General features: G+C 52.5%; 27 protein-coding genes. 14 read left to right on the top strand and 13 right to left on the bottom strand.

All coding sequences use genetic code 11. The features are described from left to right. Positions 1-27 precede the first annotated feature (27 nt). From QJT81_09400 to tviB, 4 genes are read right to left on the bottom strand one after another with little or no spacing between them, the layout of a single operon-like run. On the bottom strand, positions 28-1794 hold the full coding sequence (locus tag QJT81_09400; GenBank protein WGZ96167.1) for an ABC transporter ATP-binding protein: 1767 nt from the start codon (positions 1792-1794) through the stop codon (positions 28-30). Positions 1795-1802: 8 nt separating this feature from the next. Then, positions 1803-2837: an NAD-dependent epimerase/dehydratase family protein gene (locus QJT81_09395; protein WGZ96166.1), complete on the bottom strand. Its 1035-nt coding sequence runs from the start codon at positions 2835-2837 to the stop codon at positions 1803-1805. Beyond that, a complete protein-coding gene (wecA, locus tag QJT81_09390; protein WGZ96165.1) occupies positions 2834-3874 on the bottom strand; it encodes a UDP-N-acetylglucosamine--undecaprenyl-phosphate N-acetylglucosaminephosphotransferase in 1041 nt (346 codons plus the stop codon). Before wecA ends, QJT81_09395 begins: the two co-directional genes overlap by 4 nt. Position 3875: 1 nt before the next feature. Further along, positions 3876-5159: a Vi polysaccharide biosynthesis UDP-N-acetylglucosamine C-6 dehydrogenase TviB gene (tviB, locus tag QJT81_09385; protein WGZ96164.1), complete on the bottom strand. Its 1284-nt coding sequence runs from the start codon at positions 5157-5159 to the stop codon at positions 3876-3878. Between the two features lie 358 nt (positions 5160-5517). Here tviB and QJT81_09380 point away from each other — a divergent pair, with 358 nt between their 5' ends. From QJT81_09380 to soxA, 4 genes are all read left to right on the top strand, one after another. Beyond that, on the top strand, positions 5518-6003 hold the full coding sequence (locus tag QJT81_09380; protein WGZ96163.1) for a helix-turn-helix transcriptional regulator: 486 nt from the start codon (positions 5518-5520) through the stop codon (positions 6001-6003). A gap of 40 nt (positions 6004-6043) precedes the next feature. Next, positions 6044-6979 carry an IS1595 family transposase gene (locus QJT81_09375; GenBank protein WGZ96162.1) on the top strand — a complete coding sequence of 312 codons (936 nt, stop codon included), beginning with the start codon at positions 6044-6046 and terminating at the stop codon, positions 6977-6979. Positions 6980-6995: 16 nt separating this feature from the next. Further along, positions 6996-7535, top strand: a complete 540-nt coding sequence (locus QJT81_09370) for a hypothetical protein (GenBank protein ID WGZ96161.1) — start codon at positions 6996-6998, stop codon at positions 7533-7535. 400 nt (positions 7536-7935) lie between these two features. Then, a complete protein-coding gene (soxA, locus tag QJT81_09365; protein WGZ96160.1) occupies positions 7936-8403 on the top strand; it encodes a sulfur oxidation c-type cytochrome SoxA in 468 nt (155 codons plus the stop codon). Between the two features lie 78 nt (positions 8404-8481). Here soxA and metE read toward each other — a convergent pair whose 3' ends face one another. Then, complete coding sequence (gene metE / locus QJT81_09360; GenBank protein WGZ96159.1) at positions 8482-10764, bottom strand: 5-methyltetrahydropteroyltriglutamate--homocysteine S-methyltransferase; 2283 nt, start codon at positions 10762-10764, stop codon at positions 8482-8484. 92 nt (positions 10765-10856) lie between these two features. On the opposite strand from metE, the gene QJT81_09355 reads away from it, so the two are divergent. After that, positions 10857-11750 carry a LysR substrate-binding domain-containing protein gene (locus QJT81_09355; GenBank protein ID WGZ96158.1) on the top strand — a complete coding sequence of 298 codons (894 nt, stop codon included), beginning with the start codon at positions 10857-10859 and terminating at the stop codon, positions 11748-11750. Between the two features lie 52 nt (positions 11751-11802). On the opposite strand, the gene QJT81_09350 is transcribed toward QJT81_09355, so the two are convergent. Continuing rightward, positions 11803-12648 carry a LysR family transcriptional regulator gene (locus QJT81_09350; protein ID WGZ96157.1) on the bottom strand — a complete coding sequence of 282 codons (846 nt, stop codon included), beginning with the start codon at positions 12646-12648 and terminating at the stop codon, positions 11803-11805. A 119-nt stretch (positions 12649-12767) separates the two neighbouring features. Between QJT81_09350 and QJT81_09345 the strand changes: the two genes are divergently transcribed. Genes QJT81_09345 through QJT81_09335 form a run of 3 tightly spaced genes read left to right on the top strand, consistent with a single transcriptional unit; the run spans position 12768 to position 14519 of the window. Beyond that, the gene (locus QJT81_09345) at positions 12768-13100 is read left to right on the top strand and encodes a TusE/DsrC/DsvC family sulfur relay protein (protein ID WGZ96156.1); all 333 of its coding nucleotides are present in this window, start codon (positions 12768-12770) and stop codon (positions 13098-13100) included. A 7-nt stretch (positions 13101-13107) separates the two neighbouring features. Beyond that, a complete protein-coding gene (locus QJT81_09340; protein ID WGZ96155.1) occupies positions 13108-14154 on the top strand; it encodes a tellurite resistance/C4-dicarboxylate transporter family protein in 1047 nt (348 codons plus the stop codon). Continuing rightward, a complete protein-coding gene (locus QJT81_09335) occupies positions 14151-14519 on the top strand; it encodes a group 1 truncated hemoglobin (protein WGZ96154.1) in 369 nt (122 codons plus the stop codon). Before QJT81_09340 ends, QJT81_09335 begins: the two co-directional genes overlap by 4 nt. A gap of 62 nt (positions 14520-14581) precedes the next feature. Here QJT81_09335 and QJT81_09330 read toward each other — a convergent pair whose 3' ends face one another. Then, a complete protein-coding gene (locus tag QJT81_09330) occupies positions 14582-14818 on the bottom strand; it encodes a thioredoxin family protein (protein ID WGZ96153.1) in 237 nt (78 codons plus the stop codon). Between the two features lie 122 nt (positions 14819-14940). Here QJT81_09330 and QJT81_09325 point away from each other — a divergent pair, with 122 nt between their 5' ends. From QJT81_09325 to QJT81_09310, 4 genes are read left to right on the top strand one after another with little or no spacing between them, the layout of a single operon-like run. Beyond that, positions 14941-15288 carry a helix-turn-helix domain-containing protein gene (locus QJT81_09325; GenBank protein WGZ96152.1) on the top strand — a complete coding sequence of 116 codons (348 nt, stop codon included), beginning with the start codon at positions 14941-14943 and terminating at the stop codon, positions 15286-15288. 23 nt (positions 15289-15311) lie between these two features. Further along, positions 15312-16523, top strand: coding sequence for an NnrS family protein (locus QJT81_09320; protein ID WGZ96151.1), 1212 nt, complete (start codon positions 15312-15314; stop codon positions 16521-16523). After that, the gene (chrA, locus tag QJT81_09315; protein WGZ96150.1) at positions 16516-17853 is read left to right on the top strand and encodes a chromate efflux transporter; all 1338 of its coding nucleotides are present in this window, start codon (positions 16516-16518) and stop codon (positions 17851-17853) included. The genes QJT81_09320 and chrA overlap by 8 nt, the downstream gene beginning before the upstream one ends. 28 nt (positions 17854-17881) lie before the next feature. After that, positions 17882-18928 carry a DMT family transporter gene (locus QJT81_09310; protein ID WGZ96149.1) on the top strand — a complete coding sequence of 349 codons (1047 nt, stop codon included), beginning with the start codon at positions 17882-17884 and terminating at the stop codon, positions 18926-18928. Between the two features lie 33 nt (positions 18929-18961). On the opposite strand, the gene QJT81_09305 is transcribed toward QJT81_09310, so the two are convergent. The 6 genes from QJT81_09305 to QJT81_09280 all read right to left on the bottom strand — a co-directional run bounded on the left by QJT81_09305 (position 18962) and on the right by QJT81_09280 (position 25212). Beyond that, positions 18962-19438 (bottom strand): hypothetical protein, encoded by a 477-nt coding sequence (locus tag QJT81_09305; GenBank protein WGZ96148.1) that lies wholly within the window; start codon positions 19436-19438, stop codon positions 18962-18964. Further along, complete coding sequence (locus tag QJT81_09300; GenBank protein ID WGZ96147.1) at positions 19425-22580, bottom strand: efflux RND transporter permease subunit; 3156 nt, start codon at positions 22578-22580, stop codon at positions 19425-19427. The genes QJT81_09305 and QJT81_09300 overlap by 14 nt, the downstream gene beginning before the upstream one ends. 9 nt (positions 22581-22589) lie before the next feature. Continuing rightward, the gene (locus tag QJT81_09295) at positions 22590-24026 is read right to left on the bottom strand and encodes an HlyD family efflux transporter periplasmic adaptor subunit (GenBank protein WGZ96146.1); all 1437 of its coding nucleotides are present in this window, start codon (positions 24024-24026) and stop codon (positions 22590-22592) included. A gap of 95 nt (positions 24027-24121) precedes the next feature. Continuing rightward, positions 24122-24436 (bottom strand): hypothetical protein, encoded by a 315-nt coding sequence (locus QJT81_09290; protein WGZ96145.1) that lies wholly within the window; start codon positions 24434-24436, stop codon positions 24122-24124. 78 nt (positions 24437-24514) lie between these two features. Then, complete coding sequence (locus tag QJT81_09285; GenBank protein ID WGZ96144.1) at positions 24515-24916, bottom strand: MBL fold metallo-hydrolase; 402 nt, start codon at positions 24914-24916, stop codon at positions 24515-24517. Between the two features lie 17 nt (positions 24917-24933). Then, a complete protein-coding gene (locus QJT81_09280; GenBank protein ID WGZ96143.1) occupies positions 24934-25212 on the bottom strand; it encodes a hypothetical protein in 279 nt (92 codons plus the stop codon). A 107-nt stretch (positions 25213-25319) separates the two neighbouring features. On the opposite strand from QJT81_09280, the gene QJT81_09275 reads away from it, so the two are divergent. Together QJT81_09275 and arsB are read left to right on the top strand one after the other, a co-directional pair. Beyond that, positions 25320-25826 (top strand): arsenate reductase ArsC, encoded by a 507-nt coding sequence (locus tag QJT81_09275; GenBank protein WGZ96142.1) that lies wholly within the window; start codon positions 25320-25322, stop codon positions 25824-25826. 4 nt (positions 25827-25830) lie between these two features. Next, the gene (gene arsB / locus QJT81_09270) at positions 25831-26895 is read left to right on the top strand and encodes an ACR3 family arsenite efflux transporter (GenBank protein ID WGZ96141.1); all 1065 of its coding nucleotides are present in this window, start codon (positions 25831-25833) and stop codon (positions 26893-26895) included. The last annotated feature ends 13 nt before the right edge of the window (positions 26896-26908 follow it).

The following is a 26908-nucleotide window of genomic DNA, read 5'->3' as shown; positions in this document are numbered from 1 at the left end:
AATGTAATTTTGCAAGTGGCTCAACTATTAAGTGCGCCATGATGTCTTTTCTATTTTTCCACGAAATATGTTATAAATCACATCACATTTTCTCAAAGTGCTTAGGCGATGTGCAATAATAATAATCGTAAGGTTGTTACTTAACGACTCAATCGCTTCCATAACATTTGCCTCTGTCTCATTATCCAAAGCACTAGTTGCCTCATCAAACACAATTACCGAAGCCTGCTTATACAAAGCCCGTGCAATACCAATCCGCTGTCGTTGCCCACCTGATAGGCGCACACCACGCTCACCCACCAAGGTTTGATAACCATCGGGTAGATTTTCAATAAACGTCGCAATGTGAGCTTGTTTAGCGGCTTGTTTGACTCGTTCCAGATCAATCTTGGCGAGTGGAACGCCAAATGCAATATTTTCTGTCATTGAAGTATCTGATAAGAAAATACTCTGTGGTACATGCGCAATATTAGCCTGCCAAGCCGACATACCCAGCCGCTCAGCCGCCACCCCATCAACCAATAACTGTCCTTGTGTTGGGGACAGCAAACCCATCACAATATCCACCAATGTACTCTTGCCACTACCCGTTTCCCCAATAAAGCCGACCCTAGCTCCTTTAGGAATACGTAATTCAATATCCCGCAATACCCATGAATCCGTTCCCGCATATCGAAAAGAAACATTCTGTAACGTAATAGCATCCTGAAAAGATAGCGGCTGAATAAGCGGCTGAGGTTTTCTTAACGGATCAGCTTGGGCGATATACTGATTTACATCCGCCAACACAGCTTGCGAACTCTTAATAATTGACCAAGAAAAATAGACTTGTTGTAAGCTAGGCAGGAGTCGTTGTGCACCTAATGCCAGTGCCCCTAATACAGGTAACACAGCCTGTTGTTGATTGCCATAAGCCTGTAAGCCATAGGCGAGTAATACAATTAAAGTAACCCCGATAACTTCCAGCACAGGTTTGGGAAGACTACCTAAAAAAATATTTTGTATGCTTGCTGTTTGTATACGAGACACCACGCTTGTATAAAGGTGGCTAAACACAGGCTGGCTACCACCGATAATGACATCACGGATACCACCCAAGCCTTCCTGCATACATTTAACGGCTAACGGTTGATTTAGTGCAATAATCTGACTATTTTTCTCAATACGCTGCCGTACCAAAAAACCCATTAATACATATCCCCCACCTAAAACAGCAAAGGCAACCAAAGCAACCCAAATATTCACCAACATCAGCGTGACAATCACGGCAATACTCATAACCAATGCGCTGACCAACATCAGCACGTGCAAAACGCCTGAGTAAATAACATTGGCGACTTTTTCAGTGGTCATACTAATTAAATCACTGCTATTATTCGCTGCATGATATTCATAAGGTTGGTATAAGGCAAGGGTGTACAACTCACTTCGCAATTGCACACCCATAGCTACTGTCAAACGGCTATTAGCCCATAACAATAGAATCCTCATCCCAGCCGAAAATGCCGCTGCTGCAATAAAAGTCATGGTCAAAGGCAAGAGCAACTGTTTGCTAGAACTTATCCCTAATCCCACAACCACAAATTTAAACCACTCTGCATTAAACAATAACTCCGGTGTGGTCAACGCTGTTAAAAAGGGAATGACTGCACCAATACTAATAACTTCGGCAAACATAGTCATTAGCATCATTATTAATAATAATAAAAATTGGGAGCGACGCTTTTTTCCTAAATGCCGCCACAAGGTGATAATGTTGTGAATGAGTGTCGTGTTAAGAGTAGGTGTCGACATAGTAAATATTATCTTATTTGACAGATATACCAAGGCATAGCTTGCGCTAATCCTTGTTCTAAACAATGGGTGGGCGCATACCCTAGCAAGCTTGTTGCTTTGCTAATATCCGCTCTTGAGTGTTTCACATCACCAGCCCGGAAATCACGATACATTATCGCAGCCCCTCGCAAATGTACAAACTCTGGCAATAAACGCTGCTGTAACTGTGCATACAACTCAGTTAGTGACGTTTGATCCCCCACCGCCACGTTATACACCTGATTCACTGCATCCGGGTTTTCCGTCGTTGCCGCCAGCAAATTCGCCTGCACGGCATTGTCGATGTAACAAAAATCCCGGCTAGTTTCACCATCACCATTAATATAGACCGGTTCACCTTTAATCATGCTAGAAATCCACTTGGGAATGACCGCAGCGTATGCGCCATCAGGGTCTTGCCGCTGCCCGAAAATATTGAAGTAGCGCAAACCGATGGATTGTAAACCGTAAGTCCGGGCGAATACATCCGCATATAACTCATTCACATACTTCGTTACCGCATACGGCGACAAGGGTTTGCCGATCTTGTCCTCCACCTTCGGCAAGGCGGGGTGATCCCCATAGGTAGAACTGGAGGCCGCATACACAAAGCGTTTGACGTGCGCATCCCGTGCTGCGACCAGCATATTCAGGAAACCGTCAATATTGGTGCTGTTTGTGGTTATCGGGTCTTCAATCGAACGCGGTACACTGCCCAATGCCGCCTGATGCAACACATAATCCACCCCCTCACACGCCTGCTGGCAATCCACCAGCTCCCGGATGTCACCACGCAGCAAGCGGAAATTTCCCCACTGCTGCGGGCTAACCAGTGTTTGCACTTCATCCAGATTATGCTGATGCCCGGTGGAAAAGTTATCCAACCCTACCACCCGCTGGTCTAGCTTCAACAAGGTTTCCAGCAGATTGGAGCCAATAAAGCCAGCCACCCCCGTAACCAACCATGTTTTGGGGGAATGGGATAAATCCGCCAACAGCATGTCGTAAGTACGCTTTGTCATAAAGTTTGACCCAACCGTAAATGTTCAGAATTTGATAAGTGTTGTAACGCATAGGCATACCCCATGAACAACAACAAGAACATGCTTAGCATCAAACTATCGGGCAACTGCAACCACTCCCCCCCCAAACCAATGCCCATCAACACCAGTGCCGCCAATGTTATACGAGCTAAGGCTTGACGGTCTGATAAGCCATTGCGCATCAGAATATGGTGCAAATGGTCACGGTCTGCCGCCAAGGGCGATTTACCTTTGCGTAAGCGTCTAAACATAATCGCCACCATATCCATCAACGGTATTGCCACTAACCATAATGCCGTTACTGGGCGGAAACTGCGGTACTCGCCTTGGCTGCCAAAAATCAACAACCATACCACGCTCAAACCAATCAACATGCTTCCAGCATCGCCTAGGAATACTTTGCGCCCAAAGGGTAGCAACGACAAATTCGCTAACAAGTACGGCACCAGTGCGGCTAATAATAGCCCCGTTAACCATAACCCATAGCTATTCCGGGTCATGCTAAACAACACAATGAACCCTACAAAGGTGACGAGTGCCATACTGCCTGCCAACCCATCAATGCCATCCATCATATTAAAGGCATTGATGGCTGCAAGCACCGCCAAGACAGTTAGCCAATAACCAGCCAACCCCACATGTAGATCACCCAATCCTAATAAATCACCCATATTTTCCAGAAACAAGCCGCTACCAAGTATTAACAGCAGTGCTATAACCGTTTGCACCCCTAACCGCAAAGCAGCACCCAGCCCAACCCTATCATCCAGCGTCCCCAGCAATACAATGAGCAATGCAGACCAAAACCATACAAGGTGCAATGTCAGTGGTGGCAGTGATAACAAGCTGGCAATAGCTAATCCTGCAAACATTGTGATACCCCCTATCATGGGGATTTGCCCATCATGCTGTTTACGGCAATCCGGCTTATCCACCCACCCCAGACGCTCAGCCAATGGACACAGTAGGTAGATACTCGACAAAGTGACAAAAAATACCGTTAATAACACTAACATTTTACAATCTTGCGTCCACAGCATCTGCCGGAAATAGGTACTTCAGGTCATATACAACATGCAAAGGCTTACCCAAAGCGTGAATTGCTCCAATGCCCATGTCGTGAAATTGCTGATGTGCTACTGCCACTAGCACCGCGTCGTAATACTGTTGTTTAGGTTCATCAACCAGATCCAGGTTGTATTCTTGTTGTGCTTCCGCCGCCGTTGCCCAAGGATCATACACATCGGCCTTGATATGGTACTCACGCAACTCTTTAAGGATGTCAACTACCCGTGTATTGCGTAAATCGGGGCAGTTTTCCTTGAACGTCAGCCCCATGATCAACACTTTTGCACTCTCTACGTGAATGCGTTTTTTCACCATCACCTTGATCAATTGCGCCGCCACATACGCGCCCATGCCGTCATTGATACGGCGACCTGCCAAAATCACTTCTGGCTGGTAGCCTAACGCCTGTGCTTTGTGTGTCAGGTAGTAAGGGTCAACACCAATGCAATGCCCGCCGACTAAACCGGGGCGAAACGGCAAAAAATTCCACTTGGTTCCCGCCGCTTGTAACACGGCTTCGGTATCAATCCCCATACGGTTAAAGATGATGGCCAACTCATTGATCAAGGCAATATTCAAATCCCGCTGGGTATTTTCAATCACTTTAGCGGCTTCGGCGACTTTAATGCTGCTGGCTTTGTGTGTTCCTGCTGTAATCACGCGCTGGTATAATGCATCAATAAACGCTGCTGCTTCCGGGGTAGAGCCTGATGTCACCTTTTTGATGGTGGCAAGGCGGTGCTCCTGATCGCCGGGGTTGATGCGTTCCGGCGAATACCCCGCGAAGAAATCCACGTTGAAGGTTAACCCGGAGATACGCTCGATGACTGGGATGCAATCCTCTTCAGTCGCGCCGGGGTAAACAGTAGATTCATAGATCACGACATCGCCATGCTTGATGACCTTGCCGATGGTTGCACTGGCTCGCAGCAAAGGGGTTAAGTCAGGGCATTTATGGGCATCGACAGGTGTAGGGACGGTGACAATGAACACATTGGCATCGCGTAATGCTTCAAGCTGGTTGGTATAACTCAGGTATTGCGCAGCGCGTAATGCCTCTGCTGCTATTTCCAAGGTATGGTCATTGCCGCTTTGAAGTTCAACAATGCGGGCAAGGTTGGTGTCAAAACCGATAGTTGGCAAATGTTTGCCGAAAGCAACAGCTAACGGCAAGCCTACATAGCCTAGACCAACAATGGCTAAAACACAGTTGTCAATATTTTTGAGTGGCATGAAGTTAATGAACAATGTCAGGTGATGATAAAATAAGCACGCTACCGCCCTACTGTGACATCAGCATACGTTGAGTAAGAGGTGGTGTATTTAAAAATCAGGTTAGTTAGCAATACTTGCAAAATAGCCATAAGAGAAATCAGTATCACACAATGAAATTTACTTTTTCTTGATGAAATGAGGTTATGTCAAAAAATTTAATAAACCAGAATACACCTAGGTATACGTGAATTTGGGTTTTATAAGTAAAATAACGTATTACATGGTATTTCATCTGGTTCCCTATAGTGTAAGCATTTTATTTTTTAATAAAATGCTTACACACTAAAGTTAGTTGCACGGCAAAAAGGAAGAGTAAATGCTGAAAAGTGATGGAAAAAAACACCGCTTGCGCCCGCAGGATGGTCAAAAACTTAGAGAGTTGCGCGAAAAGCATCATCTGCATCAGTCTGGTTTTGCCGACAAAGTAAATGCACACTTACGCGATTTGATTCCATTTTTACCCGCGAGCGAAACGCTGTCGCAAGCACAAGTATCTGATTTGGAACTGGAAAATAGCAGCTTAAGCATTCTCCATTTGTTTGCTATCAGTGACTTATTTAGTGTGTCACCTAGATATTTATTGGGAAATTATTTACACTTGACAGCTAAAAGTGAGATAAATGTTGGCAGCACCAGCACCAGCACCAGCACCAGCACAGAAAGCCTGAATGATGGATCGTTCTGCATTTTTCCCTGCTTTCCCTCTGACCCTTTCATCCAAACCGGTGATGAAACATTCCAACAAGGCTCAATATGCGTTTCAGGGTCTTGTTTTCCCCGGCATTGCAAACGTGCTGGATAGCGGTAAAGTTAGTCATTTCCGATAGCCAAGGAGAGGCTTTATGACCTCGCTCATCAGTATTTCCAGCCTGACCAGTGATGCCGCCTGTTTCGAGCAAGTCCGTTCCGTGCGTTGGCCTAATGGGGTGATTTGTCCGCACTGCGGTTCACAGGACACTATCCGTCGAGGCAAGGATGACACCCAGCAGGAACGCCAGCGTTACCAGTGTAAGGATTGCCAAAAGCGTTTTGATGACCTGACGGGCACGGTGTTTGAAGGCCACCACCAGCCGCTGAAGGTGTGGGTGTTGTGCCTGTACCTGATGTCGTTGAACCTGTCCAACCAACAAATCGCCCGCGAATTGGGGTTGAACAAGGATGATGTTCAGGCGATGACGGAACAGTTACGGCGTGGTGTCGAGAAAAAAACGCCAGTAAACCTGTTTGGGAATGTTGAATTTGATGAGGTTTATGTCAAGGCTGGACACAAGGGAAACCCCGAAGCCGTCGCGGATGCTGGGCGTGAAGGTCGCCGCCGCGCCCTGAAAGGTGCGCCGGGGCGTGGGACACTGGAAAAGGACAAACCACCCATTTTCGGCATGATCCAGCGTTCCGGGGAGGTCGTGATCCGTATGCTGGCGAATGTGAAACAGACGACGATCAAGCCGTTGATTGTGGAAACGGTGGCAGCAGGCACGCTGGTCTACACCGATGAGTACAACATTTACAGCCGATTGGAAGAATGGGGCTATGCCCACAAAACCGTCAACCATGGCGCAGGCGAATATGCCCGTGACGAAGATGGTGACGGTTTCCATGAAGTCCACGTCAATACGATGGAAGGTTTTTGGTCACTGTTACGCTCATGGTTACGACCTCATCGGGGGATCTCACAAGAAAAGCTACCGTGTTACCTTGCATTCTTCGAGTCTCTTCACAACATCAGGAAACGGGGGCAAGCTGCCTTACAGTCCTTGCTTTCGCTGCTGTTGGGATAAGACCCTGAAACGCATATTGAGCCTCCAACAATTTAATAACTCGCCTGTTACCCAAGAACACATCGAGTTTTACCCATTGGATGCACTGATGAATTTCTTGTTTTCACCCATTGGTCGAGATACGCGGGAACGAAAGATTCATATACTGAACCGGATGATGGCCTATTTTCGCTCAAGTATTTACCGCCGGATTTACTTTATCCCCGGTGCGGCAAAAACACGTACCCGCCCTCCTTGTATTAGCCTTGCACCCACGGAGGGACAGGTGACATTTTCTTTTTACGATGGCAGTCAGGCTATCCGTAAGGTAACGCTCAGTAACTCACAACTGTGCAATACGTTACAGCGTCATTACCAACAAGAAGTGGAGTTAGTGCATTACGGGGTTGCGTTGCTGAAAGTGGCGCATAACACCTTGACGGCTGAACATAGCAATGTTTTGGAGGAAATCCGTTTCCTCCATCAGCAATGCATACCACTGGGGCAATGTGCGGATTGGATAAAAAACTGTTTCACCCCCGAAGTGCAGCAGTATTTGGATGGGGAAAATACCTAGAAATGAGTTTGCAGCAATGTCTGGTCAACCCGCAGTACGGGCAGTGTGCATCTGCTACCCACACCTGAACGTATCTCCCTGTATCACGCATCAACAGGGAGATTCACCATGAATACCAAAGCCTTATTGTTTGTGGTGCAAACCGACAATACCCAACTGTGACAGTCACTCAGCAACACGGGGGTGCCGTTGGTAGGGGCGTTGTGGTTTGGGCGTTTCCCGTGGAGAAATGACACTCACGCACAGTTTGTCACACGACAGGTTGCCCGGCCCGAACACAAACAGTACCAACAGCATCCTGTAATTGTAATGGTTTAATGATTTAGGACAGTCCTGAATCATTAAACCATTACATCTCCAGTATCCCCGCCATGACGAAGACCTGAAACAGGTCATCGGTATGGAAGCCCGCATCGAGTTCTGTTCCGACAAGGAAGGTCAAAAGCTCACTAACGGCAGTTACGACAACAGCGCGGTTTCCATGTACATCGCCGCTGCCAGCAATGACATGCCCATTAAAATTGATGTGAGCGAAGGCTCCTTGAAAGAAGCCTTTGACCGCGGGCAAAAAGCCTTCAACCTCAAGGCTGGCCGTCTCAATTTGGCTTGTGCAAGCTGCCACATCCAGATGGTTGGTAACAACCTGCGCGGGCAGACACCGACCACCAGCTATGGCGATGCGACCCATTGGCCATTGTGGCGCGGCAAAGATGAAGTGCAATCCCTGCATGTGCGTCTTGCAGAGTGCGACCGTAACGCGGGCGTACAACCGCTGCAAGTGGGCAGCCAAACCTACACGGATATGGAAGTGTTCCTCACAGCACTGTCCAATGATTACCCTATCCAGTCACCTGCAATGCGCCCTTAAGTATTCCTCCACCTCTGCCTCCGCAAGCCACAACCAACCCAGTAGAACGGCTTACACCGCTGCTGGGCGGTTTCTTTATCAAGCAGCTTCGCGTAACACCTTGGTAGCCTCCACCATGTTGGCCAGTGCCGGGATCACCTCCGCCCATTGGCGCGTTTTCAGCCCACAATCCGGGTTCACCCACAAGCGTTGGGGTGGAATGTCGCGGCTGGCTTTCTGCATCATCCGCACCATGCTGTCTACCGTGGGGATATTGGGGCTGTGGATGTCGTACACGCCGGGGCCGATTTCATTGGGGTAGGCAAATTCACTGAACGCTTCCAGCAATTCCATATCGGAACGCGAGGTTTCGATGGTGATCACGTCCGCATCCATCGCGGCAATCTCCGGCATGATGTCGTTGAACTCGGAATAGCACATGTGGGTATGGATTTGGGTATCATCGCGTACCCCCGCTACTGACAGACGGAACGCCTCCACCGCCCATTGCAGGTAGGCTTTCCATTCGGTTTTGCGCAGTGGCAAACCTTCGCGGAAGGCGGGTTCATCCACTTGGATAATGCCGATGCCAGCCGCTTCTAGGTCAAGGATTTCATCCCGTAACGCCAGCGCAATCTGGAACGCGGTATCACGGCGCGGCTGGTCGTCCCGCACGAATGACCATTGCAGCATGGTAACCGGGCCGGTGAGCATCCCTTTCATGGGCTTGGCGGTGAGGGACTGGGCATAAGCCGACCATTCCACCGTCATCGCCAACGGGCGTGAGACATCGCCGTAAATGATCGGCGGTTTGACGCAACGGCTACCGTAGGACTGTACCCAACCCAGCCGGGTGAAGGCGTATCCAGCAAGCTGTTCTCCGAAGTATTCCACCATGTCGTTACGTTCGGCTTCACCATGCACGGGGACATCCAGCCCCAGTTGTTCCTGTACTTCGACGGCGTAGCGGATTTCTGCCTGCATCGCAGCGTGGTAGCTGGCTGTATCCAGTTGCCCCGCCTTGAAGTCACGCCGTGCCTTGCGGATTTCTTGCGTTTGCGGGAATGAGCCAATGGTGGTGGTGGGGTACAGCGGCAACTCAAAGCGTTGCTGTTGCGCCTTGGCGCGTTCGGGGTAAGTGGATGCGCGTTGCAGCAGTGCCGGGGTAATGTCTGCCATGCGTTGTGCCACTGCCGGGTTGTGTACCCGTGTGGAGGTTTGGCGGCTTTCAATGGCGGCGTGGTTGGCTTCCAGCGCAGTACGCACACTGCCGCGTCCTTGGGTCAGGGCTTGGCTGAGGATGCGCAATTCATCCAGCTTTTGCACGGCAAATGCCAGCCAATTTTTCAGTTCTGTATCCAGCGTGGTTTCCAGCCCCAAATCCAGCGGTACGTGCAGCAATGAGCAGGAGGGGGCAAGCCACAGGCGTTCCCCTAAGCGTTGGTGGATGGGTTCGAGCCATGCCAGCACCGCGTTGAGGTCGGTTTTCCAGAGGTTGCGCCCATCCACCACCCCAAGGGACAGCACTTTGTAGGGTGAAAGGTTGTCCAGCACCCGCGCTATTTCTTCCCGCCCGCGCACCGCATCCAGATGCAGCCCTGCCACGGGCAAGTTGCACGCCAGCCGCAAGTTGTCGCGCAACTCACCGAAATAGCTTGCCAGCAACAGGTTTAGGTTACGGCTTTGGAGCTGGTTGTAGGCGGATTCAAAGGCGTTTTGCCATGCCAGCGGCAAATCCAGCACCAGAATGGGTTCGTCGATTTGCACCCATTCCACCCCCAGCGCGGCGAGGTATTGCAACACTTCCACATACACGGGCAGCAGGCGGGGTAGCAGTTCCAGCTTGTCGAATTCCTGCCCCTTGACCTTGCCCAGCCACAGGTACGACAACGGCCCCAGCAGGACGGGCTTGGGGTTGAACCCGGCGGCTTTGGCTTCTTTCACCTGATCCAGCAACTGGGTGGAAGCCAGATGAAAATCGGTGTCTGCTGCCAGTTCCGGCACGATGTAGTGGTAATTGGTGTCAAACCATTTGGTCATTTCACAGGCAAAAGTGGGTTCGCCTGTCGGGGCGCGTCCCCGTGCCATGCGAAAATACTGGTCCAGTTCGTTTGCCCCTTGCCCCTGTTGGAAACGTGGCGGGATATTGCCGAGCATCAGGCTGGTGTTCAGCACATGGTCGTACAGGGCGAAATCGCCCACGGGCACAAAGTCTAGCCCCGCTTGCTGCTGGACGTTCCAGTGCTGTTGGCGCAAGCTGTAAGCCGTCGTCAGCAAATTATCAGCGTCAGCCGTGCCTTTCCAGTAACTTTCCAGTGCAAATTTCAGTTCACGGTTCGCGCCCATGCGCGGGAAGCCGAGGTTGTGGAGTCGCATACACATTCTTCCATTGAATAACAGGAAGGTGGATTGTGCAGTGATCTATCAATGAATAGAATCGCGTTTTTCTCAGCAAATCATGAGTAAATCTCATTATGGACATCGCCCACCTACGCATTATCCACGCCCTGCACCAGTACCAGACGCTCGGTGCGGCGGCAGAAGCCTTGTGCCTGACCCAATCCGCCCTGTCACACCGCATGAAAGCATTGGAACACGAGATCGGTATTGCCTTCTGGAACAAACAGGGGCAACGCCTCAGCCTCACGCCTGCGGGACAGGAATTGTTGCGGCTGGCGCAGCGGGTTTTGCCAGAAATTGCAATCACCCGCAGTCGCCTCAAACTGATGGCGGACGGGCGCGGCGGGCGTTTGCATGTCGCGGTGGAATGCTTGCCTTGTGCGCAATGGCTGAATCCGGCACTGACCCGTTTTATGCAGGAATGGTCTGCTATTGATGTGGATGTGGTCAGCCAGTACCGCTTTTCCGCGTTACCGGCTTTGCTGAGCTACCAGATTGATGCCTGCCTAACACCCGACCAGATGCCGCATGGTGATTTGCACCATGAACCACTTTTCAGTTACCGGCTATGCTTGGCGGTAAGCAAGCAGCACCGCTTGGCGACACGGCAAACGTTCACCGCCAGTGATTTGACAGATGAAACCTTGCTGACCTATCCGGTGGAGCGTAGCCGTTTGGATGTGTTCACCCAGCTTTTGCAACCTGCTGGGCTGGAGCCACGCCACCACAAGACGGTGGGGGATACGGAATTGATGCTGGGGATGGTTGCCAGTGGACGCGGAATTGCGCTCCTTCCCGCATGGTTATTGGAACGCAATGCCTGTCGGGATCGCATTGCGCTGTTAACTCACGCGGTCCAGCCGCTGGAAAAACATCTGTGGCTGGTGGTTCGTGCAGAAGATCGCCAACAGGCATGGATGCAGGGATTATTCACCTGCTTGCGTCAGCAAAAACCACCCAATTCATAGGTGGTGGTAAAACGCCTCTTCGCGATAGCAAGATGTGTGCCGAAAGCGTGGGTTAACGCTGCTGTTTCGCCACTTCCCGCAAGCCCTGCACCGCCTGTTCCAACACCGTGCTCTCGGCTTTTTGCGGATAAACCATGTACGCCGGATGGTCGTATTCCGGCGCACCCACCACCGGAAACAATTGCCCCGTCATCAACAACGGCTGTGCCAAACGCACCGGCAAAAAACAGCAACCACCATTCGCCAGCACCAGTTGTATCGCTAACCAACCGATATTCGCCACCAATGCAGGCGTTTCCATTTGCGGGAAACTTTGGCGGTGTTGCGCATGAAAACTTGCGCCCCAATCAACGTGGACATAACCCGACCCCGGTTCGTGAACATCAGGGCGACTGCTGACCAGAATCAGGCGTTCGTCAAACAAATGTTCAACAATCAGCCCCGGTTGATGGCTGGGCGTGTACATCAAACCCATGTCGAGCGTGCCTTCAATCAAACGGCGCATCAGGTCATCTTCAAAACCGATTTCAGTACGCATGGCCACATCGGGATTGGTGCGGCGCATCCACCCGACCCATTGCGGCAAAAAACCTTCCCACAAGGCAATGCGCCCCCCGACACGCAGCGTCGCGCGGTAACGGCTGGATGAACCCACGTCGTGAATCGCCTGTTCTGCGGTAAATACCAGCCGTTTGGCGTATTCCAGAAAACGCCGCCCTGCGGGTGTCAGGCTCGCGCCGGAGCGATTGCGCACGAACAGCCGTGCATTCAAGGTTTCCTCCAGCCGTTGAATCCGCGCACTCACGGTGGATTGCGTGAGGTGTAGCTGGCTGGCAGCGGCAATAAAACTGCCGTGGGCAGCAATCGCGAGGAAAGTACGGGCTTGTTCGGTATCCATGCGGCAATCTTTACTATCGACAATTTCGATATTAGACAGCAAAAAATATCGTTATGTAAGCACTAATGCTTATGCGTATGCTTAAATCTGAACATTTTAGTAGGAATAGGAGGCACACCATGTCCACAGAACTAAACGTTGAACGCGATGCCGAAGGCTATCTCGTTAACCCCGAAGATTGGAATCCAGACATTGCCCACGCTTTCTCCGCTGAAGAAAACATCGAATTGACCGATGATTACTGGGTCGTGTTGCAATACGTGCGTGATTATTGGGAAGAACACAAAATCACCCCCGACATCCGCCACGTCACCGATTTCATGGCAAAACAGCAAGGAATCGACAAAAAAGCCGCCAAGCAGCAATTGTTCCATCTGTTCCCTTATGGCTATGTGAAACAAACCTGCAAAATTGCCGGAATGCAACGCCCCCGTGCGTGGAGTACTGGCTAGTTTATCCATGACGCAGCATACATCTGACAACACACTCCGATGGCTGGAAGGCTTGCCGCCGGGCTACTTCGCAGTAGCAATGGCGAGCGGCATCTTGAGCATTGCGTTTGACATGATCGGGCAAACGCTGCTGGCGGAGGGGCTATTCATGGCAGCGTTGCTGACATGGGTCATCATGCTGGGTTTGAGTGCGTGGCGTTTATGGCGTTTCCCGCAAGCGGTGAAAATCGACCTGTTGAATATCCGGCGGGTATTTGCGTTTTTTACGCTGGTGGTATCGACCAATGTGGTGGGGATTTTGCTGCATCAACACGGCTACCCGCAATTGGCGTTGGCGTGTTGGGCGTTTGCCTTTGTGGTGTGGTCATTGCTGTTGTACCTGAGTTTTAGCGTGCTGACGTTTTTGACGCATCCGCATACCGTGAATGTGGTGCATGGCGACTGGCTGACTTCGATTATTGCCACGCAATCGCTGGTATTGTTGGGGGTGATGGTTGCGCCGGATTTGGGCATTTACACCGATTACATGCTGGTGGAAGTGCATTTGCTGTGGCTGCTGGGGCTGGTGTTATACGGGATTTTTGTCACCTTATTTTGCTACCGGATATTCTTCCAGCGATTTCAGCCGGAAGACACTTCACCCTTGTTGTGGGTCATTATGGGTGCAGCGGCGGCAGGGGTGAATGCCGGAACGGTGTTATTGCAAACCTCGCCTAGCCTGCACTTTTTACAAGCCTTGCACCCGTTTATTGATGGCGTAGCAATGTTGTTGTGGTCGTGGGCAACTTGGTGGATTCCGATGCTGGTGATCTTTGGGGTATGGAAGCACGGGGTGAAACGTTACCCGCTACGCTACGAACCGGCGATGTGGAGCATGGTGTTTCCGCTGGGGATGTACGCGGTTGCCAGTTTCCGCTTAGGGTTGGCGGCTGAATTTCCGCCGTTGCAGTGGATTTCACTGCTGATCGTGTGGGTGGGTTTTGCCGTGTGGTGTTTGGTGTTGCTGGGGTTGGTTTTATTCATGTTTTTTAGTCATAAGGAAGTTTCACAATGAGAGATGTTTTTAAGCGTATTGGTGGTAAAGCCGCAGTGGATGCAGCAGTTGATCGTTTTTACGAATACATGCTGACGGATGATCGCGTCAAACACTTTTTCGCGAATACCAATATGGAAAAGCAACGCCAACACCAGAAGGATTTCATTTCCTTTGCGTTGGGCGCGGAAGGCGGTTATGCGGGTAAGGACATGCGTTCCGCTCACCAGCACATGGTCGATCACATGGGGCTTTCGGATGTGCATTTCGATGCCACGGTGGAAAATCTGGTCAAAGCCTTGCGCGATTTGAATGTGCCGGAAGACATTATCGCGGACGCGGGTGCAATCGTGGAAAGTACCCGTACTGACGTATTGTGCCGGTAATTCCATCCGCATCACAGGTTGCCCCACCGATTGATCGGTGGGGCAACCGTACTCAGGAGTCGTTAGCGCAAGGCATCAATGCCTGCACCAAAATTGATGTGGAATACGCCGCCATCCATGACTAAAGCAGGCACAGACTGGATTCCGGCTGCTTCAGCTTCTGCTAATCGAGCTTTATCCTCGCCCAAATGGACAATTTCCACCTCATAGCGTGCCGGATCGAGTGCATTAGCCACCGCTTGTTCGGCGGCAACACACACCGGACAACCGGCATGATAAAATATGGCATTGGTTTTCATAATATTTTCTCCTGAAATTGTTACGGTGGATGCCTTTATGACACACTCACAGCTTAAGCCTCTGCGCCGCAGCATAATAGCAGGCACTTTTTGGTTCCCTACCTACTTTATGGGGTAATTTCATGAAAAATAAGGCAGAAAAAAAATCATCATCCCAGCGTTCAAGCTATCGGCAGTTAGAGGATGTCGTTGGGTGTAAATGGTCGGTTTCTGTCTTGCAGGCTATTGCCGAGGGTATTTCCCGCCCCGGCGCATTAGAGCGTCATATCGAAGGTATTTCCACCAAAGTATTGGGGGAACGCTTGCGAAAACTGACGGCTTACGGTTTGTTATCCCGTCAAGTTTACCCAGAAATACCACCGCATACCGAATACACCATCACAGAAAATGGCAAAAAGCTGGCGCTTATCATTGCCCAATTGCAATCGTTAGATCATGACATCCGTTCGACCGCAGACCACAAACAGTAATTTGATTATTAAGGAAATTTTCCATGATTCAATTGGAGATTACCCCGCCCGCTTCACAGCAACCGGCATTCACGCACTTGGCTTTCCGACCGTTTTTTCTGGCTGCGGGCTTGTATGCGCTGCTGGGCATGGTGTTATGGACTGCGCTTTACAGCTTTAACTGGCAAGGTTTGCACAGTGCTTACCCGTCGGTAACCTGGCACGCGCATGAAATGGTGTTTGGGTATGCGGGTGCAGTCATTACGGGTTTTTTACTGACCGCTATCAAAAACTGGACGGGGCAACAAACCTTGAGTGGTACGCCATTGCTGCTATTGGCGGGATTATGGTTGGCAGCACGGGTATTGCCGTTTACGGGGTTGCCGCTGGTGTGGACGGCAGTGTTGGATGTGGTGTGGCTCACGGGTTTACTGGTCGCAGCGGCACTGCCCATTATCCGAGCGAAACAATGGAATCAAGCGGCGATTGTGGGCAAGGTTGCATTGCTGTTGCTGGCGAACACGCTGTTTTATCTGGGTTTGCTAGGTATTTGGGCGCAAGGAATGCAACTGGGTTTGTATGCGGGTTTTTACGTCATTGTAGCGTTGATTTTGACGATGGGGCGGCGGGTAATCCCGTTTTTCATCGAACGCGGTGTAGGTTGCCCGTTTACCGCGCAGAACCATTCGTGGATTGATCGCGCCAGCTTGATTTTGTTTTTGCTGTTTATGCTGGCGGATTTGCTGGCAATGGCAAGCGGTCATCCCGGCTCAGCGTGGGCGGCAGCACTTTTGGCATTGGTGCAAGTGCCGCTGCATATTTTGCGTTTGTGGGGCTGGTATCACCCCAATATTTGGCAAAAGCCGTTGTTGTGGGTGCTGTATCTGGCGTATGGCTGGTTGATTGCGGGTTTTGCGCTGAAATTTCTGAGCCTGGCGGCGGGAATTTCACCGTTTTTGGCGATTCATGCGTTTGCGTATGGCGGGATTGCGACCCTGACGGTGGGGATGATGGCGCGTGTGACGCTGGGGCATACCGGGCGTAATGTGGCTGAGCCGCCGTCGTTAGTCAGCGTGATTTTCGGCTTATTGCTAATCGGTACGCTGGTGCGGGTGGTCGCTGCGGGGCTGTTTCCACAGTTTTACGCTTTATGGATATTAATGGCGCAATTTATCTGGATCGTGGCTTTCGCCCTGTTTGTTTGGCAGTATGCACCCATGTTGATCAAACCGCGTGTGGATGGTCGTTATGGCTAATTTACCTCCGAGTACCCCAACCTTGGGCGAAGCATTTTTCTACTGGCTGAAACTCGGTTTCATCAGCTTTGGTGGCCCGATGGGGCAGATTGCGATGATGCACACCGATCTGGTGGAAAAGAAACGCTGGATTTCGGAACACCGTTTTTTACACGCACTGAATTTCTGCATGATCTTGCCGGGGCCGGAAGCGATCCAGTTGGCGATTTACATTAGCTGGTTGATGCACGGCGTGGTGGGCGCGGTGATGGCGGGGGTATTGTTCTTTATGCCTGCGTTTTTACTGCTCTCCGTATTGGCGGGGGTGTATCTGGCATGGGGCGATGTACCGCTGATGCAGGGTCTATTTTATGGCATAAAACCCGCAGTGGTGGCGATTGTGCTGTTTGCGGCGTGGCGAATTGGCTCGAAGGCACTGAAAAACAGCGTCTTGTGGGGCATTGCAGCAGCGGCTTTTGTTGCCATTTTTGTGTTTGGGATTGGTTTCCCGTGGATTGTGTTAGCAGCCGCTTTATTGGGTGTGATTGGTGGCAAAGTCATGCCGGACAAGTTCAAAGGCGGCGGCGGACACGGTGCATCTGACAAGCAATACGGCGCGGCGGTGATTGATGACCACACACCCACTCCGGCACACGCCCAATTCTCATGGATGAAGCTGGGGATGACGCTGGCGGTATTTGTTGGCATCTGGGGGCTGGCAATGCTGGTGGTCGGCGGGCAGCAAACCCTGAATGACATGGGCAGTTTCTTTACCAAGGCAGCATTTCTGACCATTGGTGGGGCGTATGCGGTGTTACCGTATGTGTACCAAGGTGGGGTGGAACAGTACGGCTGGCTGACCGGCCCGCAAATGATTGATGGTCTGGCACTGGGCGAGACTACCCCAGGGCCATTAATCATGGTGGTCACTTGGGTAGGCTATCTGGGGGGTGTTACCAAGGAAGTGTTTACCAATCCGCTTGCTGCCGGTTTTGCCGGGGCAGCGGTGGCAACGTTTTTCACCTTTTTGCCGTCATTCCTGTTCATTCTCGCGGTAGGGCCAGTGGTGGAAAGCTCGCGTAATGACATCAAGTTTACCGCACCTTTGACCGGCGTGACCGCTGCGGTGGTGGGTGTCATCATGAATCTGGCGGTGTTTTTCGCTTGGCATACGTTCTGGCCGAAAGCGACGGACGCGACTCCGTTTACAGCCCCGTTTGAATGGTTCGCTGTGGTGGTAGCAATCGCTGCGTTTATTGCCTTGTGGAAATACAAGGTGGACGTGATGAAAGTAATCGGCGTGTGTGCCGTATTGGGATTGGTTTATACACTGGCTATGGGAGCAATGTGAGATAAAACGCACGGTTAAACCGGAAAAATTGGCTTTTTCCCAGCAAGGCATCCCCGCCGCTTTAGGTGCTGCCGTACTGTTTGGCGCAAGCACTCCGCTGGCTAAGTTGTTGCTGGATGGCATTAGCCCGTGGATGCTGGCGGGCTTGCTGTATCTGGGTTCAGGGCTGGGGTTGCTGTTGTACCGCTGGTTCAGTCACGCCCCGTCAGTCAGGCTATCCCGTCACGAAACCCTCTGGTTTGGTGGTGCGGTGCTGTCTGGAGGGGTCATTGCACCTGTGTTACTGATGGTGGGGTTGGTCAATATGCCTGCTTCCGGTGCTTCCCTGCTGCTCAATGCCGAAGGGGTGTTCACCGCACTGCTGGCATGGTTCGTCTTCCGCGAAAACGTGGATCGGCGCATTGCACTGGGTATGTTCGCTATCGTTGCCGGGGCGTTGCTATTGAGTTGGTCAGGGGAAGCACGCATTGGCACTGTATGGCCTGCGCTGGCGATACTCGGAGCCTGTTTTGCTTGGGGAGTCGACAATAACCTAACCCGCAAGGTATCACTGAATGATGCAACATGGATTGCGTCGGTGAAAGGGCTGGTGGCGGGTATCGTCAATCTTGCCTTGGTGTGGGTATTGGGTGCTGCATCGCTACCCGCACTTCCTTTGTTGGGTGCAGCCCTGTTGCTGGGGTTTCTGGCTTACGGGGTAAGCCTCACCCTGTTCGTGGTCAGTTTGCGCCATTTGGGGACTGCCCGTACCGGGGCTTATTTTTCAGTTGCACCCTTCTTCGGTGCAATGCTCTCCATCGTGTTGTTGGGCGAACCCGTCACAGTGCCACTGCTGGCAGCGGGGCTGTTGATGGCGGCAGGTGTCTGGCTGCATTTGACAGAAAATCATGCCCACGAACACCCGCATGGTGCACTGGAACATGAACATGAGCATACCCATGATGAACACCACCAGCATGGGCATGATTTTCCGGTAGCGGTGGGTATCAAGCACCGGCATTGGCACAGGCATGAACCGATGGTGCATACCCATGCCCATTTCCCGGATGCCCATCACCAGCATGGGCATGAGTAATGATGGGTAGCTGGTGTAGCGGAACAGGAAGCCTTACTTTTTCACTTCATCCTTGGCGGGCATGTCCATTTTGCCCATGTCATGCCCAGCCGGAGCTGTTTCTGCTGCTGGGTCGGCTTCCGCCTTCTGGAACGGGGTGTAGCGTACTGTCATGGGTGCAGGCGTAACCGACAACACCACTTTCATGTCATCACTGGTTTTGAAGTCGCCCGTGCCTTTCAGCAGGTTTTCTTCCACTGGTTCCAGCTTCACTTCGGTTTTGGTATCACCAGAAAGCACCGTGGCGGTGGCGGTCATTCCCGCACTGGGCTGGGCTTCGTTGGCATGGTTCATCACGTATACGGTGATGTCCTTGTCCTTGATCACCAGTTCGAGATGGTGGGTGTCGGTCATGCGGATTTGCCCATCGTGCGGGGATTTCTGGCTATCGAGGAATTCATCTGTATGCGCCATTGCATAGCCTGCCATCAGTAGGGATGCAGCAAACAGGGTGGTTTTAAACAGTTTCATGGGTAGCTCCTTGATTAGATAAAAGGTTTTGTAACGGTTTTTCGCCCCAGCGGTAAAACAGTACCGGGGTAAGCAGGGTATCGAGCAGGGTGGAACTGACCAACCCGCCGAAAATGACTAATGCCACCGGATGCAAAATTTCCTTGCCCGGTTCGCCGCTGGCTAAGATCAGGGGCAGCAACGCAAACGCTGCCACCAACGCGGTCATCAACACGGGTGTCAGACGTTCCAGGCTGCCGCGCACGATCATGGGGATGCCGAACGTTTCGCCTTCATGCTGCACCAGATGCTGGTAATGGCTGATTTTAAGGATGCCGTTGCGGGTGGAAATCCCCGCCAGTGTGATGAAGCCGACCAGACTTGCCACCGACAGCGTTTGCCCCGCCAGCCACAGCGCCACCACCCCACCGACCAGTGCCAGCGGGATATTTCCCATGATGATGAGCGCCAACACGCTGGATTGGTAACGGCTGTACAACACCAGAAAAATCAGCGTCAGTGATACCAGCGCCAGCATGGCAATGAGTTGGGTAGCTTCCTCTTGTGCCTGGAACTGCCCTTCGAGGCGGGTGAAATAGCCTTCGGGTAACGGGAAATCGGCAAGTTCGGCACGGATGGCTTGCACCACACCTGCCATGTCCGCGCCATCAGCGGCATTGGCAGACAGCACAATGCGGCGGCGGCTGTTTTCACGCACGATCTGGTTGGGGCCGCTGCTGTCTTCGATGCTGGCAATCTGTTGTAGGGGAATGTAGCCCGCGTGGGTTTCCACCAGCAGATTGCGCAAACCGTGGGCGGTGCGGTCAGCGTCTTGCAGGCGGATCACCACGTCGGCACGGCGGTTATTGTCCAACACTTGTGCGACCGTTGCGCCGTTGGCAAGGGTTTCGAGGGCTTGGTTGATGCTGGCAGGGGTAACGCCGTATTGCTGCACTTTGTTGTAATCGACCCGTACCTGCAATTGCGGGATGCGCACCTGTTTTTCGAGCTGCAAATCGACCACGCCGGGAATCGCTGCCAAGCGGGTTTGCAAATCTGTTGCCAAGCTACGCAAGGTGTCGGTGTCATCGCCAAACACTTTCAAGGCTATTTGCGCCCTGACTCCAGAGAGCAAATGGTCAAGGCGGTGCGAAATCGGTTGCCCGATATTGATGGCAGCCGGGATCACCGCCAATCGGCTGCGAATGTCCGCCAATACCGCGTCACGCCCACGTTCCGAAGGTGCTAAATCCACGTCAATTTCGCTGGAATGCACCCCTTCGGCGTGTTCGTCCAGTTCAGCGCGTCCGGTGCGCCGCCCGACCTGTTTCACCTCCGGCACTTGCAACAACAGGTTTTCTGCCAATGTGCCAATGCGGTTGGATTCGGTCAGGGAAATGCCCGGTTGCAACAGCAGGCTGACCGTCAACGTGCCTTCGTTGAACGCGGGCAGGAACGCACGGGGAAAGAACGGGATGCTGGCGATGGCGAGCAATACCACGATCACGGCGGCACTGAGCAATAGCTTGACGTGGCGGAATGACCAGTGCAGCAGGCGGGTGTCGAGGCGTTTGAGGAGGCGGACTAGCGGGGAATCTGGCTTTTCTGCCGCCGTTTGTTTCCCCAGCAAGTAATAACACAACACCGGCGTCACCGTCACCGCCACCCCCAAGCTCGCCAGTATCGACACAATGTAAGCAATACCCAAGGGCGTAAACAGCCGCCCCTCAATCCCCGCCAGAAAGAACAGCGGCACAAATACCAGTACCACAATCAGCGTGGCATACACCACCCCGGAACGCACTTCCCGCGAAGCCGCCGCAATCACTTGCAAGGCAGGCAAGGGTGCGGGCAGCAACGCATTCTGGCGCAGACGGCGCAGCACGTTTTCCACATCGACGACCGCATCATCCACCAGTTCGCCCAAGGCAATCGCCAAGCCGCCCAGCGTCATGGTATTGACCGACAAGCCAAACGCATGAAACACCAACCCTGCTGCCAGCAAGGACAGCGGGATGGCGGTCAGTGAAATCAGCGTGGTGCGCACATTCAGCAAGAACAAAAACAGCACAATCACCACCATGATAGCCCCGTCACGCAAGGCTTCTTCTACATTGCTGATGGCACTTTCGATGAAATTGGCTTGCTTGAACAGCAGGTTATCCGCCTTTACCCCCGCAGGCAGGTTGCGGTTGATCTCTGCCAAGGCGCTTTCTACTTCGCGGGTGAGCTTGACCGTATCGACACTGGGCTGCTTTTGCACCGACAGGATGACCGCCGGTTTGCCCATGAAACTGGCTTCCCCGCGTTTCACCCCAGCGGCAAATTCCACCTTCGCTACCTGCTGCAACAGGATCGGCACGTTGTCACGGTGTGCTACCACTAATTGCTGCATGTCTTCCAGCTTGGTGGTGCGCCCAATGTTGCGGATCAGGTATTCCTGCGACTGTGCTTCCAGAAAGCCGCCGCTGGTATTGCTGGCAAAACCGTGCAGCGCGGTTTGCAACTGGCTGATGCTGATCTTGAGGCGTTCCATGTTTGCCACATCGGGGGTAATGCGGTACTGGCGTACTTCGCCGCCCATCGGGATCACTTGCGATACCCCCGGAATCCCCAGCAAGCGCGGGCGCACCACCCACTCCGCCAAATCCCGCACCTCCATCGGTGTTGCTGTCTTACCCCCTTCACCCCTTGCGGGGGAAGGGTTGGGGATGGGGGGTTCTTCCGCCGTCATTGCCACCAGCAAAATCTCACCCATGATCGAACTGATCGGCGACATTTGCGGCACAACGCCTGCGGGTAACTGGTTGGTAACTGCTCCGAGTCGCTCGGAAACTTGCTGGCGGTTACGGTAAATGTTCGTCCCCCAGCCAAATTCGACGTACAGAATCGACAAGCCCACGCCGGAGACGGAACGTACCCGTGTCACGCCTTCCAGCCCGTTCATCGCCGTTTCCAGCGGGAAGGTGACTAGTTGTTCGACCTCTTCCGGGGCGATACCTTCGGCTTCGGTCATCAGGGTGACGGTGGGTTTATTGAGGTCGGGGAATACATCCACGGGCAATTGCCGCAGGGTAAACAGCCCATACAACATCAGCAGCAATGCCCCCATCAACACGAACAAGCGTTGTTTCAGGCTGATCTGGATAATCGCGTTAAACATGGCAACCCCCTAGCGCACTTGCGACAGCAAGACCGCGCTGCTGGTGACGGCGCGGATACTGCTGTTCGGCAAGCCTTCGGTAATGATTACGGTATCGGCATCCAGCGTTTGCAGCTTGACGGTGTGGGGGGTGAAGCGTTCGGCGGCGGTTTTTACCCACACGGTTGGCTGTTGCTGGTTATTGTTGACCACGCTGCTGGCGGGTAAGGGCGTGCCTTGAATGCTGGTGCGGGTTTGCACGGCGAGTTTGAGCGGTTGCCCGACGGTGAGGGGAGATTCTCCTCTCGCTTCCACCTTAAAACGTAGGGGCAGGGCTTGGTTGCGCAGTTGTTGGCTGCTGCCGATGAAGTCCAGTGTCAGGGTTTTGCCATTGAGGGTGGTGGTTGCACCGGTGATTTGTGCCGCTACCGTTGCGTCGTAGGCGAGGGCTTCGACTTGTAACTGTGTCGGGTCAATGATTTCAAACAGGACATCGCCTGCGTTGGCTTGTTGCCCTAACACTACCCTGGCACTGCTGATAATGCCGGATAGTGGGGCAAGCAGCGGTTGTGGCTGTTGCGCAAGGTGGCTTTGCAGGGCTTTAAGGCGGGCATTGAGGGTGTCGGCGGTGTTGCGGGCGGCATCGACTTCCATTTGTGGAATAACGCCTGCAATGCTAGTCAGTCGTGCGGCGTTTTTCTCTGCTAATGCCAGTTCGGAGCGTACTTCAGCGATTTTGTCTTGCTGGTCGCCCTTGTCGGTATTGCTGGCGGCGGGTTCGAGGATAGCGAGGGTTTGACCTTTTTTGACCCTGCTGCCAATGCTGGGGAAGCCGTTTTCCGGTGCAAGCAAGCGCCCGCTCAGCGGCGGTTGAATCACGGCACTGGCGTTCGGGTCAGTTACCACCACGCCGTTTAAGGTGACACGTTGGGCAACGGTTTGCGGTTTGCTGGCCGTGGTGTGTAAGCCAAGTATTTGTTGGGACGCTTGCGGCATGAACACGCTGCCATCGGTCAAGCGGGTGGCTTGTGCTGTGCCATTGCTAAACGCCAGTTTGCCCACCAGCAAATCGTTGACGCCCTTGGCTTGCACGGTTGCCAGCAATTCGCGTTTGTCCGCTTGTTGCAACCATGCTGCATCGGTTTCACCTATGCCGTTGGCATCGGTTTGCAGCAGCAGCTTTTGCCCCTTGCTTTCCAGCTCGATGTTGGCATTGGAAATCGGGGTGTTATCGCGGAAATGGCTGGCATACAGGGTCAATTTGCCGTCGTGGAGTGCGCCGAGCAGTTCCACGTCGGGCGATTGTAATTCCCAGCGTATGCCGCTGTTATTGGGGGCGATAATGGGCGCAGGGGGCGCGTCATCGTGGCTGTGGTCTTCGCCACCGTGGGCAAATACAGCCAAGGGGAGGCTTGCCATACCCATGAGCAAGCCGCCGCTTAATACGGCAACCATCTGTTTTTTCATGACTTTTATGTCCAATACTGTAGGTCGGGCTTTAGCCCGACAAAAATGTTGCAATGGGTTGCGGGGGGATGTCGGACTGAAGTCCGACCTACAGTTCAGGCAATCGGTGGGCGGTAGGGTACGTCAGCAGCTTCTGGCAATACCTGTGGGGAGAAAACTTGCGGGATGAAACCGTTTGGCGGTACAACGGCAGGCAGCATTGGCAAGCTCAGGACAAACTGTGCGTGCTGGAGTTGGTCGCAATGGCAAGTATCAGCGGAAACTTGTGCCGACTGCTGTTTTTGCATCTCAAGACAGCAGCGATGGTCGGTGGCTTGCATTGTTGGTACATGATGACACACCATCGACGCTGACCAGACCGGCAGGGCAGCCATCAGCAAGATGAGGAATGTGACAATGTGCTTGCGCATACGATTAGTAAATACCTGTATGATTTCGGTTCAAACATAGCAAAAGTCTCAAGTATAGGCAAATGCCCCGTCCAGACATTACTCCGCCTCTAGCTGCAAGTACGTCTGATGCACATTGCGCCCATGCAAGTCTTTGGACAGTTTGAGGAAGCTGAACTTATCATCCGCTGACAAGCGTTTAACCGCATCGCCCAAATCTTCCATCGCCTCTAGCGACTTGCCGACCTCCGTTACCAGCCAATCGAGGTAATCGCCGGTATTTTTCTGCGCGGCAGCCAAATCGCTGGGTGCACCATGCCCCGCAATGACGTGTTCGGGCTTGAGTTCCGCCATTTTCTTGAAAGTTGCTTGCCAGTCTTTTACTTTGGAAATTTCCGGCAATACGCCCAGCATCCGCTCGTTGAATACCATATCGCCCGTGAATACCAGCTTTTCCTTGGGCAACCACAGCACCGCATCGCCGAGGTAACGCAAGGACATTTCCACGCCACCGATGGTTAGGGTTTTTCATCGCCCTCAAAGGTTTCGCTGGCGTATTCCACTTGCAGGTCTTCGGGCTTGCCGCCAATCGCGCTGGACAAGCGTACCCCGTCGGCGGTGATAATAAAGCCAGTGGTGTTATTCAACCCTTGGTTGTCGGCACTGCGTTGGTCGAGTTCACCGATGATGGCGTACACGTTGTCGGTGACTTTTTGGGTGGTGGGTTCAAAAGTGTGAGCGAATGGCGCGGCTAATAGCAGCAAGCCGATGAGCCCTGACACGAGTTTTCTTAACATGGTGGAATCCTTAAATGAATATTCTATGACACAAAACATGCACCATTTCATATATTTGATTTTGCGAATATTATATACTTCTTTTCCATATCAGCAAGAGGCATACCATGTACAACGTTCTGTTCCTTTGCACCGGCAACTCCGCCCGCAGCATTATGGCGGAAGTCATCCTCAATCGTCTGGGGATTGGTAAGTTCAAGGCATACAGCGCGGGCAGCCACCCACCCGGCGAAGTCAACCCACTAACGACTAGTTTACTTCAACGCCTGAATTATGAAACCGCTGATTTGCGTAGCAAAGACTGGGCAGAATTTTCCACACCGGATGCCCCCAAACTCGATTTCGTGTTCACGGTGTGTGACAAAGCGGCGGCGGAAATGTGTCCGGTATGGGCGGGTCAACCAATGACCGCGCACTGGGGTGTACCGGATCCGGCAGAAGTAAGCGGCGATGATCTGACCCGTCTGGCAGCATTCCGCGAAGCCTATCGCCAGCTTCACAACCGCATTGACATCTTCGTCAATCTGCCCCTCCACGCGCTGGATGAGCTGACATTGCAACAACACCTGCATGAGATTGGCAATACCACCTTGTCAGCGGTAAAGGAGGCTTAACGGTATGAGCGCCCAATGTGAAGTCACTGTCAAACGCTCCGCCGGTGCGCCAATGGGTCTGTTTGAACGCTACCTGAGCCTGTGGGTACTGCTGTGCATTCTGGTGGGTATCGCACTGGGCAGCCTGATTCCTGATGTGTTCCAAGGGATTGGGCAAATGGAAGTCGCCCAAGTCAACTTGCCAGTGGCGCTGCTGATTTGGCTGATGATCATTCCGATGTTGCTGAAAATTGACTTCCGTGCCTTGCATGAAGTCAGCCAGCACTGGAAAGGCATTGGCGTTACGCTGTTCATCAACTGGCTGGTAAAGCCGTTTTCGATGGCGTTGCTGGGCTGGCTGTTTATCCGCGTGTTGTTTGCCGACTGGCTGCCTGCGGAACAACTCGATAGCTATATTGCAGGGCTAATCCTGCTGGCAGCCGCACCGTGTACCGCGATGGTATTTGTGTGGAGCAACCTGTCAGATGGCGAGCCGCATTTCACCCTGTCGCAAGTGGCATTGAATGACCTTATCATGATCTTCGCCTTTGCCCCGCTGGTCGGCTTGTTGCTGGGAATTTCAGCCATCAGCGTACCTTGGGATACCTTGCTGCTATCGGTGGTGATTTATATCGTGATGCCGGTTGTGATCAGCCAAGCGTTGCGCCAATGGCTACTCGCAACCGGCAAACTGACGGCAACACTGCAAACCTTACAACCCCTTTCCCTGCTGGCATTATTGGCAACTCTGGTATTGTTGTTTGGGTTTCAGGGGCAACAACTGCTGGAACAACCGCTAATCATTCTGTTGCTGGCAATCCCGATCCTGATCCAAGTGTATTTCAATTCAATGCTGGCGTATTGGCTTAACCGCCAATTTGGTGTGGCGCATTGTGTGGCAGCGCCATCAGCATTGATCGGCTCCAGCAATTTCTTTGAACTGGCGGTGGCGACCGCGATTGTGCTGTTCGGTTTCAATTCCGGTGCGGCATTGGCAACGGTGGTGGGCGTATTGGTGGAAGTACCGGTTATGCTGTCGGTGGTTGCGATCGTCAACCGTACTCGTGGCTGGTATGAAGCCGGTCGTTAATCAGTAGAGGAGA

It is taken from the genome of Candidatus Thiothrix putei, assembly GCA_029972225.1.
Lineage (GTDB): Bacteria > Pseudomonadota > Gammaproteobacteria > Thiotrichales > Thiotrichaceae > Thiothrix > Thiothrix putei.
This window is presented reverse-complemented; position numbering and strand designations above follow the sequence as displayed.

What these genes read in the sequence shown, in the direction of transcription:
- QJT81_09380 (WGZ96163.1), top strand. Translation starts at nt 5,518, where the DNA reads ATGCTGAAAAGTGATGGAAAAAAACACCGCTTGCGCCCGCAGGATGGT.
- QJT81_09335 (WGZ96154.1), top strand. Translation starts at nt 14,151, where the DNA reads ATGAGAGATGTTTTTAAGCGTATTGGTGGTAAAGCCGCAGTGGATGCA.
- wecA (WGZ96165.1), bottom strand. Translation starts at nt 3,874, where the DNA reads ATGTTAGTGTTATTAACGGTATTTTTTGTCACTTTGTCGAGTATCTAC.
- QJT81_09345 (WGZ96156.1), top strand. Translation starts at nt 12,768, where the DNA reads ATGTCCACAGAACTAAACGTTGAACGCGATGCCGAAGGCTATCTCGTT.
- QJT81_09395 (WGZ96166.1), bottom strand. Translation starts at nt 2,837, where the DNA reads ATGACAAAGCGTACTTACGACATGCTGTTGGCGGATTTATCCCATTCC.
- QJT81_09325 (WGZ96152.1), top strand. Translation starts at nt 14,941, where the DNA reads ATGAAAAATAAGGCAGAAAAAAAATCATCATCCCAGCGTTCAAGCTAT.
- QJT81_09300 (WGZ96147.1), bottom strand. Translation starts at nt 22,580, where the DNA reads ATGTTTAACGCGATTATCCAGATCAGCCTGAAACAACGCTTGTTCGTG.
- QJT81_09355 (WGZ96158.1), top strand. Translation starts at nt 10,857, where the DNA reads ATGGACATCGCCCACCTACGCATTATCCACGCCCTGCACCAGTACCAG.
- QJT81_09350 (WGZ96157.1), bottom strand. Translation starts at nt 12,648, where the DNA reads ATGGATACCGAACAAGCCCGTACTTTCCTCGCGATTGCTGCCCACGGC.
- QJT81_09340 (WGZ96155.1), top strand. Translation starts at nt 13,108, where the DNA reads ATGACGCAGCATACATCTGACAACACACTCCGATGGCTGGAAGGCTTG.
- QJT81_09400 (WGZ96167.1), bottom strand. Translation starts at nt 1,794, where the DNA reads ATGTCGACACCTACTCTTAACACGACACTCATTCACAACATTATCACC.
- QJT81_09290 (WGZ96145.1), bottom strand. Translation starts at nt 24,436, where the DNA reads ATGCGCAAGCACATTGTCACATTCCTCATCTTGCTGATGGCTGCCCTG.
- soxA (WGZ96160.1), top strand. Translation starts at nt 7,936, where the DNA reads ATGGAAGCCCGCATCGAGTTCTGTTCCGACAAGGAAGGTCAAAAGCTC.
- QJT81_09330 (WGZ96153.1), bottom strand. Translation starts at nt 14,818, where the DNA reads ATGAAAACCAATGCCATATTTTATCATGCCGGTTGTCCGGTGTGTGTT.
- QJT81_09305 (WGZ96148.1), bottom strand. Translation starts at nt 19,438, where the DNA reads ATGAAACTGTTTAAAACCACCCTGTTTGCTGCATCCCTACTGATGGCA.
- metE (WGZ96159.1), bottom strand. Translation starts at nt 10,764, where the DNA reads ATGTGTATGCGACTCCACAACCTCGGCTTCCCGCGCATGGGCGCGAAC.
- QJT81_09295 (WGZ96146.1), bottom strand. Translation starts at nt 24,026, where the DNA reads ATGAAAAAACAGATGGTTGCCGTATTAAGCGGCGGCTTGCTCATGGGT.
- arsB (WGZ96141.1), top strand. Translation starts at nt 25,831, where the DNA reads ATGAGCGCCCAATGTGAAGTCACTGTCAAACGCTCCGCCGGTGCGCCA.
- QJT81_09320 (WGZ96151.1), top strand. Translation starts at nt 15,312, where the DNA reads ATGATTCAATTGGAGATTACCCCGCCCGCTTCACAGCAACCGGCATTC.
- chrA (WGZ96150.1), top strand. Translation starts at nt 16,516, where the DNA reads ATGGCTAATTTACCTCCGAGTACCCCAACCTTGGGCGAAGCATTTTTC.
- QJT81_09375 (WGZ96162.1), top strand. Translation starts at nt 6,044, where the DNA reads ATGACCTCGCTCATCAGTATTTCCAGCCTGACCAGTGATGCCGCCTGT.
- tviB (WGZ96164.1), bottom strand. Translation starts at nt 5,159, where the DNA reads ATGCCACTCAAAAATATTGACAACTGTGTTTTAGCCATTGTTGGTCTA.
- QJT81_09285 (WGZ96144.1), bottom strand. Translation starts at nt 24,916, where the DNA reads ATGTCCTTGCGTTACCTCGGCGATGCGGTGCTGTGGTTGCCCAAGGAA.
- QJT81_09275 (WGZ96142.1), top strand. Translation starts at nt 25,320, where the DNA reads ATGTACAACGTTCTGTTCCTTTGCACCGGCAACTCCGCCCGCAGCATT.
- QJT81_09280 (WGZ96143.1), bottom strand. Translation starts at nt 25,212, where the DNA reads ATGTTAAGAAAACTCGTGTCAGGGCTCATCGGCTTGCTGCTATTAGCC.